The organism is Pseudonocardia sp. TMWB2A, assembly GCF_017312135.1.
The window spans coordinates 3,648,511-3,662,741 of record NZ_QKQY01000002.1 but is presented as its reverse complement, the minus strand read 5'-3'; the positions used below and the strand labels follow the sequence as shown (position 1 = coordinate 3,662,741).

Here is a 14,231-nt window from a genome sequence, read left to right as displayed (position 1 = left end):
CGCGCACCGGCGAGCGCCGGGTCCGGAGTCCACCCGACGTACGGGCTGGATATCGAACACATGTTCGAGTACGATCGACGACGTGACCGCGACCCAGGAACCACCCGTCCACGCCACCGGCGTGCCGGGCGGCGGGTTCACGTCCGGTGACCTGGCCCTGCTCCGCCTCCTGGTCGACCAGGTCGTCGACGACGACATCACCGTGCTCTCCGAGGCCGACCTGATCGACCAGATCCGGCAGATCGAGTCCCTGCAGGCCTCCCTCGCCGCGCTCCAGGCGACGCGCATCCGGGCGTTCGCCCAGGCACACGTCGAGAACCGCCTCACCGACGACCGGGCCGACGTCGACGGGCTCCACCGCAGCGTGGTCGCGCAGGTCCAGCTCGCCTGCCGGGTCTCCACGGCCGAGGCCCGCACCCGGGTGGCGAACGCCCGGGACCTGTACGCCGGGTTCGGTCGTGTCCGGGACCTGCACATCGCCGGCGAGCTCAGCGCGGCGAAGGTCTCCGCGATCGCCGTCGAATGCCGCGACCTCGATGCGCGCCGGCGCAGGCAGGTCGATGCCCGCCTCGCCGTGCACGACCTGACCCGGCTCGGCATCGGACGGCTCCGCGCCATGACCCGCCGGCTCGTCGCCGAGATCGCTCCCGACCGGTTCCGCGCCCGGGTCCACGCCGCCCGGGCCGAGCGCCGGGTCACCCTGCGGCCCGCGCCGGACGCGATGAGCTATCTGACCGCCTACGTCCCGGTCGAACAGGGCGCCGCCTGCCTGGCGGCGCTGCAGAAGGCCTTCGTCGAGGTCCAGGTCGACCCGGAACCGCTGACCCGTACCCGCGGGCAGGTCCTGGCCGACACCCTCGTCGAACGCGTCACCGGACAGGTCACCGCGACGGCGGTGAACCTGGAAGTCCAGGTCACCGTCCCGATCCAGGCCCTGCTCGACCCGCAGTCCCCACTCCCCGCGGAGATCCCCGGCCTCGGACCGGTCCCGGCTGACCTGCTCGCGAACCCCGAGGGCACCAAGTCCCTGCGTCGCCTGCTCACCGACCACGGTCTGATCATCGGCGGCGACTCCCGGCAGCGCACTTTCACTGGCCTGCTCGCCACCCTGGTCAAGGCACGGGCGCATAACCGGTGCACCGAGCCCTACTGCGACGCTCCCGTCCGCCACCTCGACCACATCCACCGCGACGCCGACGGCGGACGCACCGAGCTCGACAACGGTCGCGGAGTGTGCGAGTTCCACAACCACGTCCGCGAACAACCCGGCTGGCACATCGCCCGAGCCCCGGACGGGACTGTGGTCACCAGGACCCCGACCGGGCACACCTACCTCGCACCCGACCCACCGTGAGCCGCGTCGCGACTGTCGCCGGTGTGGCGACGCGGCTAGCGTGCCGGGACGTGGATCATTCCCCGTTCGGCGACGACCCCACCGGCGGACCGCTGGACGGCGTGCTGGTCGCCGACTTCTCCCGCGTCCTCGCCGGGCCCTACGCCACGATGATGCTGGCCGACCTCGGCGCGACGGTGATCAAGGTCGAGGGTCCGGGCGGCGACGACACCCGCACCTGGAAGCCGCCGGTGGTCAGCGACCCCGAGCAGGGCGACATCTCCACCTACTACTTGTCGATCAACCGGAACAAGCGGTCCGTGGTGCTCGACCTGACCGACCCGGGCGACCTCGCGGCGGCACGCGAGCTGGCGCGGCGGGCCGACGTCGTCGTCGAGAACTTCCGGCCGGGCGGTGCGGCGCGGTTCGGGCTGGACCACGGCAGTGTCTCGGCCGGCAACCCCGGGGTCGTGTACTGCTCGATCACCGGGTTCGGCGCCCGCGGCGGCGCCCACCTGGCCGGCTACGACTTGCTCGTCCAGGCGGTGTCCGGGCTGATGAGCCTGACCGGCGACGTCGACGGGCCGCCGTTCCGCGCGGGGGTCGCGGTGTTCGACGTCCTCACCGGGCTCCACGCCGCACTCGCGGTCGGCGCGGCGCTGCGGCACCGCGAGCGGACCGGGCAGGGGCAGCTGCTGGAGACCAACCTGCTGTCGGTCGCGATGTCCACCCTGGTCAACCAGACCGAGGCCTACGTCGCCGCGGGCGCGGTCGGCCGCCGCATGGGCAACGCCCATCCCAGCGTCTTCCCGTACCAGCCGATGCCCACCGCGGACGGCGACCTCATCGTCATCGCCGGCAACGACGGCCAGTTCCGCAAGCTCGCGACCGTCCTCGGCGACCCGGCGATGGCCGAGGACCCGCGCTTCGCGACCATGTCCGACCGGATCGGCCACCGCGAGGAGATCGAGCAGCGGCTGCGCGCCCGCCTCGCCACCCGCACCGCCCAGGAGTGGTACGACGCGATCACCGCCGCCGGCGTGCCCTGCGGCCCGATCAACACCGTCGACGGCGGTGTCGCCCTCGCCGAGGAGCTCGGCCTCGACCCGGTCGTCCGGGCCGACGACGCCGCCGCCGTCCCGACCGTCCGCAACCCGGTCACCTGGTCGGTGACCCCGCCGTCCTACCGCCGCTCTCCCCCGCCGCTGGGCGCCGACTCCGCCGAGGTGCGGGCCTGGCTCGACCGGAACGGATAGCGCCACTCGCCATCATCGGATAGTCTCGGTATCCGCACAGCACCGTGACGAGGGAGTGGACCGATGGCGCCGTACACCCGCACGACCAACGAGCCGGCCGACGGGCCGGTCGTCGTGTTCCTCATCGGCATGCGCTTCAACCGGCCCTGGAAGGTCCGGGCCTGGCTGCCGGTGGTGAGCGCGATGTCCGGGATGCTGCGCGAGCTGGAGCGCGACCCCGCCCACGGGCTGCTCGGGACCCGCTCGGGGATCGGCCCCGGCGGCCCGTTCCTCGTGCAGTACTGGCGCGACCGCGAGTCCCTCTACGCCTACGCGAGCGACACCGCGGCGACGCACCGGCCGGCCTGGGCCGCGTTCAACCGCCGCGCCCGCCGCTACCCCGGCGCCGTCGGGATCTGGCACGAGACCTTCGTGGCCGGGGAGTTCGAGACGATCTACGGCGACATGCCGCCGTTGGGGCTGGCGAAGGCACTGGGCGTGCGGGAGATCGACGCCGCCACCGACGGCGGCCGCCGCCGGCTGGACGCCTCACGACACGCCGCCTGACGCCTCCTGTTGCGGCCCGTAACGGGCCACCGGAGGATCGGCCGATGAGTTCGGGGGCGCAGACGGCGAAGCGGCCGTCACAGTGGGCGATCTGGTTCTTCGGGGCACTCGGCGGGATCCTGTGGGGGTACGACACGGGCGTCATCTCCGGGGCGATCCTGTTCATCCCCGACGACATCCCGCTGTCGTCGCTGGAGCAGGGCACCGTGGTGTCCGGGCTGCTGGTCGGCGCGATGCTCGGGGCGGGCGTCTCCGGCAAGCTCGCCGACACCCTCGGCCGGCGGCTGCTGATCCTGCTCGGCGGCATCGTGTTCGTCATCGGCACGCTCGGCGCCGCCCTCGGGGTGAACGTCGCGATGCTCGTCGGGTTCCGGTTCGTGATGGGCGTCGGCGTCGGCATCGTGTCGGTGGTCGTGCCGATGTACCTGTCCGAGCTGGCCCCGGCCCGCATCCGCGGGCGGCTGACGTCGCTGATGCAGCTGCTGGTGACCGTCGGGATCTTCCTGGCCTACGTCACCGACTTCGCCTTCGCCGAGTCCCGGGACTGGCGCTGGATGATCGGTCTCGGCGTGATCCCCGCGGTCATCCTCGCGATCGGCATCTACACCCAGCCGGAGAGCCCCCGCTGGCTGGTCGCACAGAAGCCCGACGGCGGCGAGGAGGACGCGCGGGTCGTCCTGCAGCGGCTGCGCGGCACCCCGGAGGCGGCCGAGGCCGAGCTGTCGGAGATCCGGGAGAGCGTGCGCGTCGAGCGCGAGAACACCGAGAAGGTCGCGATCGGGACGCTGTTCTCCCCGCGGCTGCGGCGGCTGACCCTCATCGGGATGCTGCTGGTGTTCTTCCAGAACTTCGTCGGCATCAACACGATCATCTACTACGCGCCGACCCTGCTCACCGACGTCGGCTTCGGGGCGACCGGCGCGATCGGCGCCAACGTGGGCATCGGCGCGGTGAACATGCTGATGACGCTGCCCGGGATGTGGCTGATCGACCGCGCCGGGCGACGCCCGCTGCTGCGCTGGGGCGCGGTCGGCATGTGCGTGGCGATGATCGTCCTCGCGGTGACGAACCTGGTCGGGCTGGAGCAGGGGCCGCTGCTGCTCGGGCTGACCCTGGCCGGGATCGTCGTCTACATCGCCTCGTTCTCGATCTCCTGGGGCCCGGTGCAGTGGGTGCTGCTGCCGGAGCTGTTCCCGCTGCGGGTCCGCGCCGGCGCGGTCGCGTTCTGCGTGACGTTCAACTGGCTGTTCAACATGACCGTCGCGCTGCTGTTCCCGTCGCTGCTCGAGGCGTTCGGCGCGGGCTGGAACTTCCTGTTCTTCGCGGTGACGACGGCGGCCGCCTACGTCTACGCGACCCGGCTGCTGCCCGAGACGAAGGGCCGCAGCCTGGAGGAGATCGAGCGGGACCTGGCCCAGCCGGTCACGGCGAAGCCGGCGTGACCGGCGGGGTGTGCGCGGTGACCTCCGGGGCCTCGTGGCGGTACGGCTCCACCGCGACCGCGCACAGCTGACCGCTGCACCCCTGCGCGAAGCCCGACGTCCCCCGGTCGCGGGTCACGGCGTTCGGGTTGCCGTGCACGCAGAGGCCGTCGTCGCCGAGCTCGGGACGGTCCGGGTCGGGGCGCGGGTCCCACCACGCCCCGGTCGGCAGCTGCAGCACGCCGGGCCGGATGTCGTCGGTGACCCGCGCCGCGGCCAGGCAGGCGCCCCGGTCGTTGTGGAGGCGGACGACGTCGCCGTCGCCGATGCCGAGCCGGGCGGCGTCGTCGGGGTGGATGCGCACGACCTCGCGCCCGGAGCGTTTCGACCCGGCCGAGTGGGCGCCGAAGTCGAGCTGGGAGTGCAGCCGGGTCGCCGGCTGGTTGGAGACCAGCCAGAACGGGTGCCGGTCGTCGGGGACCTCGGTCGGCTCGATCCACGCCGGGTGGCCGGGGTGGTCGGGCAGCCCGAGCGCGGCGATCGGGCCGGACCCGACCTGGACGCGGCCGGACGCCGTCGGCAGCGGGTGCGCGACGGGGTCGGCGCGGAAGCGGGCCAGCACCCCGCCGTCGTCGGGGCGCTGGGGCAGCTCCAGCTCGCCTCGCTCCCAGAACTCCTCGAACGACGGCGCGTCGAGCCCGCGGTCGGCCAGGCCCTTGCGGGTGCGGTCGTACATGTGGACCAGCCACTCGTGCGACGTCCGGCCCTCGGTGAAGGCCTCGCCGTGCCCGAGCCGCACGGCCAGGTCGGCGAGCACGTCGTAGTCGTCGCGGGCCTCGCCGTGCCGGGGCACCAGCTGCTTCATCGCGACGACGAGCGGGTCGGAGCTGGTGGCGCCGATGTCGTCGCGTTCCAGGGTCGTCGTCGACGGCAGCACGACGTCGGCGTGCCGCGCGGTGGCCGTCCACATCGGGTCGTGCACGACGAACGTGTCCAGCTCGGCGACCGCGCGCCGCATCCGGCGCAGGTCCTGGTGGTGGTGGAACGGGTTGCCGCCGGCCCACCACGCCATCCGCACGTGCGGGTAAGAGTGCCCGACGCCCTGGTAGGAGTAGGTCTCCCCCGGGTGCAGCAGCATGTCCGCGACCCGCGCGACCGGGATGAACGAGGTCACCGGGTTCGGCGCCCGGGAGAACGTGGGCACCGGCACCGCGTTGCGCGGGCGCCCGTAGTGCCCGAGCGACCCGAGGCCGTAGTTGAAGCCGCCGCCGGGCAGGCCGATCTGGCCGAGCACCGCGGCGAGCGCCGTCCCGCCCCAGACCGGCTGCTCGCCGTGCTCCGCGCGCTGCAGCGACTGCGCGACGGTCACCAGGGTGCGGCCGTGCGCGATCCGCCAGGCCAGCTCGCGGATCGTCGCCGCCGGGATGCCGGTGACGCCCTCGGCCCACCCGGCGTCGCGCGCCGGGGCGGCGAACAGGTACTCGCGCAGGCGGTCCCAGCCGTCGCAGTGCGAGGCGAGGAAGTCGGTGTCGGCCCGCCCCGCCTCGACGACGGTGTGCATCAGCGCCAGCATCAGCGCGACGTCGGTGCCGGGCCGGATCGGCAGCCAGGTGGCGTCGACCTCCTCCGGCAGGTCCGGGCGCAGCGGGCTGACCAGCACGAACACCGCGCCCCGGTCGCGGGCGGCGCGCATGGCCCCGCGCTCGACGTGCCGGCTGACCCCGCCCGCGGCGATCGCGGAGTTCTTCAGCGCCATCCCGCCGAACGCGACGACGGTGTCGGTGTGCGCCGCGACCTGGTCCCAGGTCACCGCGTAGCGGGTCACCGCGTCGAAGGTGCCCAGCACGTGCGGCAGCACCACCTCGGCGGCGCCGCCGGAGTAGGTGTTGACCGAGCGGGTGTAGCCCCCGGTCAGCGCCAGGAACCGGTGCAGCTGGCCCTGGGCGTGGTGGAACCGCCCGGCCGACGCCCAGCCGTAGGAACCGCCGTAGACGGCCTCGTCGCCGTGGGTGGAGCGGACCCGGTGGGTCTCCTCGGCGAGCCGGTCGAGCACCGCGTCCCAGGACACGGTGCGGTAGCCGTCGCGCCCACGACCGGGGTCACGGCCCGGGCCGCGGTCCCACCAGCCGCGGCGCACCGCGGGCGCGGCGACCCGGGCGGCGTGCCCGACGGCCGCGGGGATGTTGTCCAGCACCGGGGACGGGTCCGGGTCGCCCGGATGCGGGCGGACCCGCAGCCTGCTGCCGTCCCAGCGGGCGTGGAACACGCCCCAGTGCGCACTGTGGGTCCTCACGTTCTCGGTCACCACCTACCACCGTAACCCGCATGCCGGGGCCCGCATACGGGAAAGCCCGCCCCATGACGACGACCGCGGAACTGCTGACCGACCACTTCGGCCGGATCGACGAGCTCGTGCGCGAGGTGGTGGACGGCCTGTCCGAGGCCGACCTCGCCCGCCGCCCGGAGGGTGCGGACGGCCCCGGCAACCCGATCGGCTGGCTGGTGTGGCACCTGCTGCGGGTGCAGGACGACCACGTCGCCGAGGCATTCGGGTCCGACCAGGTCTGGACCGGCGAGGGCTGGGCGCAGCGCTTCGGCCTGGACCTCGACGTCGCCGACACCGGGTTCGGGCACGCGTCGTCGCAGGTCGACGCCGTGCGCACCACCGCGGACCTGCTGGCCGGCTACGGCGCGGCGGTGCACGAGCGCACCGTCGGGCACCTCGCGGGCCTCGCCGACGACGACCTGTCCCGCGTCCTGCCGCCCACCTGGGGGGAGAGCGTGACTCTCGGCGAACGCCTGGTCAGCGTGCTCGGCGACGACCTCCAGCACGCCGGTCAGGCGGCCTACCTGCGCGGGCTGCTCGGAGTGTGACCCCGCCCGCCACCTAGGCTGGTCCCGATGGCCACCGCACCCGCACGCGTCCCCGACCTGACCGCTCTCGCCCTGCTCCGTGACATCGCCTGCACCGGGAGCATGTCCGCCGCGGCCGAGGGGCTCGGGCTGACGGTGCAGGCCGCGTCCGCACGGATCCGGGCCGCCGAGCAGCAGGTCGGGGGCCCGGTGCTCGAACGGGCCCGTCGGGGGCGGCGGTCCAGCAGGCTCACCACCCGCGGGGTCCTGCTCGTGGAGTGGGCGGGCCCGCTGCTGGCCGCCGCGTCCGACCTGGACGTCGCGGTCGCGGCGCTGCGCGACGAGCCGGCCGGGGAGGACACCGTCGTCCTGGCCGCGAACCCGGTGGTCGCGGAGTGTCTGCTGCAGGCCTGGCTGGTCGAGCTGCGCGACGGTCCGGGCGGGCGGGTCGTGCTGCGCGACACCCCGGACCCGGCGGCGGCTGTCCGGGCCGGTGACGCGGCGGTCGGTGTGGTGTCCACGCCCGGCCCGCTGGAGGACCTGCACGCGGCGACGGTGGGATCGGACCCGCTGGCGCTCGTCGTCGCCCCCGGGCACCCGTGGGCCGGGTCCGACGGCGTCGATGCCGCACAGCTGGCCGGTACCCCGCTGCTCACCCGGCCGCCCGGTGCCGGGGCCCGGCCCGCGCTGGAGGCCGCGCTCGACGCCGCCGGTGCCGGTGGGCCCGTGCCGCCGCGGCGCGAGTACGCCGCGGACGCCGCCCTGCGGGCCGCGGTCCGCGCCGGTGAGGGCCCCGCGGTGCTGGGGCGGGCGGTGGTCGGCGCCGACGTCGCGGCCGGGTCGCTGGTCGTCGTCGACGTCCGCGGCCTCGACCTGACCCGGGAGTTCCGCGCCGTCTGGCGGGAGGGCACCTCGCCCCGCGGCACCGCCCGTGACCTGCTGCGGATCGCCACCGGCGGCCGGATCCGCTGACCCGGCCGGACCCCGGCGCGACCCGGCTCAGGCGGCGACGGCGGTGAGCAGCGCGTGCCCGGCCAGTGCGGCCGCGACACCGACCACCACGCTCGCCGCCGCATAGCCCACGGCGAGCGCGGTGCGGCCGCGTTCGAGCAGCGACAGCGTCTCCCAGCCGAAGGTGCTGTAGGTGGTGAACGCCCCGCAGAACCCGGTGCCGAGCAGCGCGGCGAACCCCGGCCCGAACAGCGGGGTCAGCGCCACCACGCCGCCGAGCACGAAGGACCCGGCCACGTTGATCACCCAGGTGCCCCACGGGAACGCCGAGGGCGTCCGCGCCTTCACCGCGGTGTCGACGAGGTAGCGCAGCGGCGCCCCGACGGCCGCACCGAGGGCGACGAACAGCGCCGTCACCGGGCTCCTCCCCCGGCGAGCGCGCGGGTCAGGGTCGCGCCGAGCGCCGTCGCGGCGACGGCGAGCACCGGGGTGCCGACCATCAGCGCCAGCGACCCCGGCGAGCCGAAGGCCGGCGCGGCGACGTCGACGGCGTAGGTGGAGAACGTCGTGTACCCGCCGAGCACCCCGACGCCCAGCGCCGGGCGGACGAGCGGGTGGGCCCGGAACCGCTCGGTGACCAGCACCATCAGCACCCCCATCAGCAGGCAGCCGGTGACGTTGATGATCAGCGTCGTCCACGGGGCGGGCGGGCCGACGAGCCCGAGCAGCCAGCGCGCCTCGGCACCCACCACCCCGCCGGCGGCGACCGCCGCGAGCACCGCCGGCCGGCCGGGCGCGCTCACCCGGCGGCCTCCGCCCGGGCGGCGCGGCGCGCCGTGGGCAGGCCGATCGCGGCCGCGACCAGGCAGGCCACCGCACCCAGGGCGAGCCCGCCGCGACCGCCCCACTGCTCGCTGACCCACCCGGCGATCGGGCCGCCGATCGGGGTGGACCCGAGGAAGGCCACCGACCACAGCGCCATCACCCGGCCCCGCATGTGCGGGGCCGAGGCCAGCTGCAGCGTCGAGTTGCCGCCGGCCATGAACGCGACGCTGGCCATCCCGACCAGCCCCATCGCGACCAGCGCGACCCACAGCGACGGCGCGACCGCGGCGAGCCCCAGGACCAGGCCGAACAGCAGCGCGGTGCGCACCAGCATCGGCACCCCGGTCCGCCCGTGCCCGGCGACGACGAGCCCCCCGACGACCGCGCCGACGCCCATCGCGCCGGTGAGCCAGCCGTAGGTGGCCGCGTCGCCGCCGAAGGTCTGCGAGGCCACCACCGGCAGCACCACCGGGAACTCGTAGGCCAGGCAGCCGATCAGCGCCATCATCACCAGCGGCACGCGCAGCTCGGGGTTGCCGCGCACGTGGGCGAGCCCCTCGCGCAGCTGTCCGGGCGCCCGGGGCGCCGGAGCGGTGGGCATGAGCGCGGAGGTGTCCAGGCGCAGCAGCGAGGTCACGACGGCGACGAAGCTGACCGCGTTCACCGCGAAGCAGATCCCGGTCCCGCCCGCGACGATGACCAGCCCGGCCACGGCCGGTCCGACCGCGCGCGCGGCGTTGACCAGGACCGAGTTGAGGGTGACGGCGTTGCGCAGGTCCTCGGGCCCGACCAGCTCGTGCACGAAGGTCTGCCGGGCCGGGTTCTCGACGGCCTTGTTCAGCCCGAGCACCGCGGCCAGCACGTAGACGTGCCAGAGCGCGACGGTGCCGGTGAGGGTGAGCACGGCGAGTGCCGCGGCCTGCAGGCCCATCATCGTCTGCAGGCCGACCATCAGCCGTCGCCGGTCGAGGCGGTCCACCCACACCCCGGCGTAGGGCCCGAGGAGCAGGGTGGGCACGGTCTGGACGGCGACGACGGTGCCGAGCACCGCAGCGGACCCGGTCAGCTCGTACACCAGCCAGGACTGGGCGATCGACTGCATCCAGGTGCCGACCAGGGAGATCGACTGGCCGCCGATCCAGAGCCGGTAGTTGTGGCCGGACAGCGCGGCGAAGGTGCGGGCGAGCGTCGAGCGGGGCGCCTGGTCCGGACCGGCGCTCACCGGGCGTCCCGCAGGGCGCCGGCGAGCGCGTCGAGCGCGGGCAGCGCGGCCCGCAGCCGTGCGGCGTGGTCGGGGGTCAGGGCGTCGACGTGTGCGGCGAGCAGCCGGGTGCGTTCCTCGCGGCGCCGGCGGTGCTCGGCCGCACCGGCCTCGGTGACCGCGACGCGCACGGCGCGCCCGTCGTCGGGGTCGGTGTCGCGGACGAGCAGCCCGGCGGCCTCCAGCTTGCCGGCCAGGCGCGACAGCATGGTGGGGTTGACGCCCTCGACGGTCGCGAGCTCCCCCATCCCGATCGGGCCGCGGACCGCGACGGTGCCGAGCACCGACAGGGCGCTGCGGGTGAGGTCGGAGCCGCGGGTGGCCCGGTCCAGGCCCCGGGCGATCCGGGCCAGGTCCGTGCGCAGCCGCGCCAGCTCGTCGGGGTCGAGGCCGCTCATGCACACTCCATATGTTTGCCTGTCAGCAAGCATATACCCGTGCAACGATCCGCGCCGGGCGCGGGCGGACGGGGCGGCGCCCCGGTCAGGCGGGAGCGGCCTCGGACTCGGCGGACCGGAGCCGGGACGCGAGCCGCTGCAGGTCGTCGCGGAGGCGGAACAGCTCGTCCATCGACATGCCGGTGGCCTTGATGACCTGGTCCTGCGCGGCGGCGGCCTGCTCGCGCAGCGCCTTGCCCTTCTCGGTCAGCGACACCTGCACGGTGCGCTCGTCGTCCGGGCGACGGGCGCGGGTGACCAGCCCGTGACCCTCCAGCCGGGTCAGCATCGGCGACAACGTGCCGCTGTCGAGGAACATCCGCTCGCCGAGCTCCCGCTGGGGCACCGTCTCCTCGGCCCACAGCACGAGCAGGACCGCGTACTGGCTGTAGGTCAGGCCGATGGAGTCGAGGATCGGGCGGTAGCACCCGGTCATCGCACGGGACGCCGAGTGGAGCGCGAAACAGAGCTGCTCGTCGAGCGCCAGCGGCGCAACGGTTCCGGGCTCGGTCATTCCCACAGGGTAAGCGCTCGATGTCGGGAGTTCATCCGAGCCCGCAGGATCGGGCTCGCCGCGACGGCGCCCGCAGGTCGGGGAGGCGAGGAACGGGTCCGGGGCGCGACCACCCCCGAAGCGGTCGCACCCCGGACCCGGGGCCGACGGACCGGAAGGCTCCCCAGCGCCCGGTCCGTGCAGAAGCTCGTGTCATGCAGTTTCCCCGACTCTGCGCGATTCAATCGCAAACGGCTGCGGTTCACCCGCAGCGCCCAGTGCGGACGCGCACCGTGACCCGGTCGCCGGTACCCCGCTGCGGCAACGGGGTACCGGCGGGTCGGTACGACGGCGGTACCGCGACCGCCCGTCAGCGCCGGCGGCCGGGTGGCGGGCGGAACCGCACCACCTCGACCGCGTCACCGGGGAGCGCGTGGTCGGCGAGCAGCCGGTCGCGGTCGGCGTGCCCGCACCGGCTGTTGCCCTGCGGGACGCGGACCCAGTCGTGGTCCGGGTCGGCGGCCAGGACGCGGTCGTTCACCTCGCGGTCGAAACCGGGTACCGGCCAGTGCCCGGCGGCTCGGGCGCGGTGCACGCGCAGGAACACCGGGCCGTCGCCGTAGTCACCGGGTGGCGGGACGGTCTCAGGAGCGGTCATGTCGGGGCCTCCGTGGAAGGGTGGTCCCGGGGTGTCCGCGCCCCGTCCGGTCCCCGGTTCGGCCGGGGGCCGCGGATACCCAGAATCGATGACGTCCGGAGGCGCCGTGCACGCGGTCCGCACCACCGCCCGGCTGCTGCTGGGCGCGTTCCTCGTCGGAGCGGGCGTCGCCCACCTGCTCGTCCCGGCCCGGTTCCTGGCCCAGGTGCCACCGTTCCTGCCCGCGCCCGGCGCGGTGGTGCTCGTGTCCGGGCTCGTCGAGATCGCGGTCGGGGCCGCGGTGCTCCTCGCACCGGCCCGGCTGCGGCCGCACGCCGGGCTGGTCGCGGCGGCGCTGTTCGTGCTGGTGTTCCCCGGCAACGTGGCGCAGTACGTCACCGGCACCGACGCGTTCGGCCTGGACAGCGACGGCGCCCGTGCGACCCGGCTGCTCGTCCAGCCGCTGCTGGTGGTGTGGGCCCTGTGGGCGTGCGGCTCCGGCGTCCTGCTGCGGCGGGGCCGCCGCCGCGTCGCCTAGGACGTCTGCACGGTCCGGGCGAGGATGCCCAGGGTCGCCTTGAGCGACGCCGCGGAGATCACCGGGAACAGGCCGGAGTCGCGGTACTGCGGGTGGATGTCGGACCAGTCGCACCACGAGACGACCCGGGTGCCGCCGCCGTCGGCCTCGCCGACCGGCTCCAGCCGGTAGCCGTAGACGTGGCCGACCGGCGGGCGCATGACACCGACGATGGTCCAGGAGATCTCGCGGTCGGGCACGTAGCTCGCGATGTGCACGGTGACGTCGTAGCGGCCCATCGGGCGGTCGCCGAGCGACTCGCGGTCCATGTGCACGACGAAGGTGTCCCCGGCCGCCGAGACCGGCTCGCCCTCGGCCGACATCAGCATCCCGGAGCTGTCGATGGCCACGTGCCCGCGCGGGTCACGGAGCACGGCGAAGATCTCGGCCGGGCTCGCGTCGACGATGCGCGAGGTCTCGATCCGCTGGTCGCTCATGGACCCGATCATGCCCCGTCCCGGCCGGTCCGGCCCGGGGACGGGGACGGGGACGGGGACGGGGACGGGGCACGACGGTGGCGCGCTCAGGAGGCGGGGCCGACCGGGAAGCGCAGGACGGCGCCGACGCCGTCGGTGAGCGTGACGTCGTCGCCGGGGTGGATCAGCACGACGGCGGCGCCGGTCGCGGCGGCGGCGCGGACCAGGACGTTCGCGGCCGGACCGGACAGCACCGGGGTGTCGCCGACGAGCTCGTCGGCCTTCTCCCCCACCGCGGCCGGGTCGGAGCCGGCGACCAGCTCGGTGCCGGGCACCGCGGCCGGGTCGACCAGCAGCGTCTCGACGGCGTGCGCGCGGGTGGCCCCGGTGACGTCGCCGAGCCCGGTGACGGCGAGCCCGTCGCCGCGCCCGGACGCGGTCGCGAAGCTCGTGAGGGCCTCGCCGCGGCGGGTCTCGCGGACCTCGTCGGCGGCGGCACGGACGGTGTCGTCGACCTGCTCGGGCACCGTGCCGCCGGTGTTCTCGATCTCGGCCATGATCCCGGCCGAGCCCGGCGGGAGCTCGTCGCGCAGGCGGGCCCGGGACTCCGCGTCCCCGGCGACGACGAGCAGGCCCGCGTTGCCGGCGCGGACGGACTTCTCGACCCGCTCGGCGACGGCCTGGGCGTTGCGCTTCCAGGTCTCCTCGACCCGGGCGTCCGCGGAGCCCTCGCCGGGGCCCGCGGTGCTCGCCTTGTGGACCGGGCCGCCGGAGTCGGCCGACACCTCGGAGACCGTGCCGTCCACACCGCGGACCCGGCCCCCGGTCCGGTCGACCGAGACGACGACGGTCGCCACGTCCTCCCCCACCGCGCCGAGCACGCCCAGCAGGTCCGGCACCGAGCCCCAGGCCGCGGTCCCGCGCTCGGGCGGGAACTCGGTGTGCCGGTCGAGCAGGACCCGTGCGGCGTCGGCGACGAGGACCCGCCCGGCCGTGCCGTCGGGGGCGTCGGCGGCGGTGACGGCCTCGTCGAGGACGGCGAGCACCGACTCGTCCGCTCCGTCGTCGATGAGGCGCTCCCGCAGGTCGCGCCAGCGCAGGCGGTACTGCTCGGTGGCGTCGGAGGTGTCGTGGGTGGCGTCGAGCACGACGGTCGCGAAGGGGCCGTCGCTGTCGTTCAGGGGTCGGATCCAGTCGGTACGCATCACCCGTCGCCTTCCCGGCA

The 14,231-nt window shown here is 75.0% G+C and carries 16 protein-coding genes; 7 read left to right on the top strand and 9 right to left on the bottom strand.

Annotated elements, in window-relative coordinates:
* Positions 1 to 82 precede the first annotated feature (82 nt).
* The 4 genes from DMP17_RS31750 (at position 83) to DMP17_RS31735 (ending at position 4,577) form a co-directional block, all read left to right on the top strand.
* Positions 83 to 1,354 (top strand): HNH endonuclease, encoded by a 1,272-nt coding sequence (locus tag DMP17_RS31750; RefSeq protein ID WP_337831463.1) that lies wholly within the window; start codon positions 83 to 85, stop codon positions 1,352 to 1,354.
* Between the two features lie 50 nt (positions 1,355 to 1,404).
* Complete coding sequence (locus DMP17_RS31745; RefSeq protein WP_337831462.1) at positions 1,405 to 2,589, top strand: CaiB/BaiF CoA transferase family protein; 1,185 nt, start codon at positions 1,405 to 1,407, stop codon at positions 2,587 to 2,589.
* 63 nt (positions 2,590 to 2,652) lie between these two features.
* The gene (locus tag DMP17_RS31740; RefSeq protein ID WP_337831461.1) at positions 2,653 to 3,135 is read left to right on the top strand and encodes a DUF4188 domain-containing protein; all 483 of its coding nucleotides are present in this window, start codon (positions 2,653 to 2,655) and stop codon (positions 3,133 to 3,135) included.
* A gap of 44 nt (positions 3,136 to 3,179) precedes the next feature.
* Positions 3,180 to 4,577, top strand: a complete 1,398-nt coding sequence (locus tag DMP17_RS31735) for a sugar porter family MFS transporter (RefSeq protein ID WP_226357016.1) — start codon at positions 3,180 to 3,182, stop codon at positions 4,575 to 4,577.
* Here DMP17_RS31735 and DMP17_RS31730 read toward each other — a convergent pair.
* Positions 4,558 to 6,861, bottom strand: a complete 2,304-nt coding sequence (locus DMP17_RS31730) for a molybdopterin-dependent oxidoreductase (protein WP_337831460.1) — start codon at positions 6,859 to 6,861, stop codon at positions 4,558 to 4,560. The two genes, DMP17_RS31735 and DMP17_RS31730, sit on opposite strands and share 20 nt — an antisense overlap.
* A gap of 53 nt (positions 6,862 to 6,914) precedes the next feature.
* On the opposite strand from DMP17_RS31730, the gene DMP17_RS31725 reads away from it, so the two are divergent.
* Together DMP17_RS31725 and DMP17_RS31720 are read left to right on the top strand one after the other, a co-directional pair.
* On the top strand, positions 6,915 to 7,430 hold the full coding sequence (locus DMP17_RS31725) for a mycothiol transferase (protein ID WP_337831459.1): 516 nt from the start codon (positions 6,915 to 6,917) through the stop codon (positions 7,428 to 7,430).
* A 27-nt stretch (positions 7,431 to 7,457) separates the two neighbouring features.
* On the top strand, positions 7,458 to 8,381 hold the full coding sequence (locus DMP17_RS31720; protein WP_337831458.1) for a LysR family transcriptional regulator: 924 nt from the start codon (positions 7,458 to 7,460) through the stop codon (positions 8,379 to 8,381).
* Between the two features lie 27 nt (positions 8,382 to 8,408).
* Here DMP17_RS31720 and crcB read toward each other — a convergent pair whose 3' ends face one another.
* The 6 genes from crcB to DMP17_RS31690 form a co-directional block, all read right to left on the bottom strand.
* On the bottom strand, positions 8,409 to 8,777 hold the full coding sequence (gene crcB / locus DMP17_RS31715) for a fluoride efflux transporter CrcB (protein WP_226357012.1): 369 nt from the start codon (positions 8,775 to 8,777) through the stop codon (positions 8,409 to 8,411).
* The gene (locus tag DMP17_RS31710) at positions 8,774 to 9,163 is read right to left on the bottom strand and encodes a fluoride efflux transporter FluC (protein ID WP_337831457.1); all 390 of its coding nucleotides are present in this window, start codon (positions 9,161 to 9,163) and stop codon (positions 8,774 to 8,776) included. The genes crcB and DMP17_RS31710 overlap by 4 nt, the downstream gene beginning before the upstream one ends.
* Positions 9,160 to 10,407, bottom strand: a complete 1,248-nt coding sequence (locus tag DMP17_RS31705; RefSeq protein WP_337831456.1) for an MFS transporter — start codon at positions 10,405 to 10,407, stop codon at positions 9,160 to 9,162. Before DMP17_RS31705 ends, DMP17_RS31710 begins: the two co-directional genes overlap by 4 nt.
* Positions 10,404 to 10,844: a MarR family winged helix-turn-helix transcriptional regulator gene (locus DMP17_RS31700; RefSeq protein WP_226357009.1), complete on the bottom strand. Its 441-nt coding sequence runs from the start codon at positions 10,842 to 10,844 to the stop codon at positions 10,404 to 10,406. Before DMP17_RS31700 ends, DMP17_RS31705 begins: the two co-directional genes overlap by 4 nt.
* Positions 10,845 to 10,929: 85 nt before the next feature.
* Entirely contained in the window at positions 10,930 to 11,397 is a 468-nt protein-coding gene (locus DMP17_RS31695; protein ID WP_226365233.1) for a MarR family winged helix-turn-helix transcriptional regulator, read from the bottom strand.
* Positions 11,398 to 11,746: 349 nt separating this feature from the next.
* Entirely contained in the window at positions 11,747 to 12,034 is a 288-nt protein-coding gene (locus DMP17_RS31690; RefSeq protein ID WP_226357007.1) for a hypothetical protein, read from the bottom strand.
* Between the two features lie 88 nt (positions 12,035 to 12,122).
* Between DMP17_RS31690 and DMP17_RS31685 the strand changes: the two genes are divergently transcribed.
* Positions 12,123 to 12,551 (top strand): DoxX family protein, encoded by a 429-nt coding sequence (locus DMP17_RS31685; RefSeq protein WP_226357006.1) that lies wholly within the window; start codon positions 12,123 to 12,125, stop codon positions 12,549 to 12,551.
* Here the strand turns inward: DMP17_RS31685 and DMP17_RS31680 are convergent.
* On the bottom strand, positions 12,548 to 13,027 hold the full coding sequence (locus tag DMP17_RS31680) for an SRPBCC family protein (protein WP_226357005.1): 480 nt from the start codon (positions 13,025 to 13,027) through the stop codon (positions 12,548 to 12,550). The two genes, DMP17_RS31685 and DMP17_RS31680, sit on opposite strands and share 4 nt — an antisense overlap.
* Before the next feature lie 86 nt (positions 13,028 to 13,113).
* Positions 13,114 to 14,211, bottom strand: a complete 1,098-nt coding sequence (locus tag DMP17_RS31675) for a baeRF2 domain-containing protein (protein WP_337831455.1) — start codon at positions 14,209 to 14,211, stop codon at positions 13,114 to 13,116.
* Positions 14,212 to 14,231: the final 20 nt, after the last annotated feature.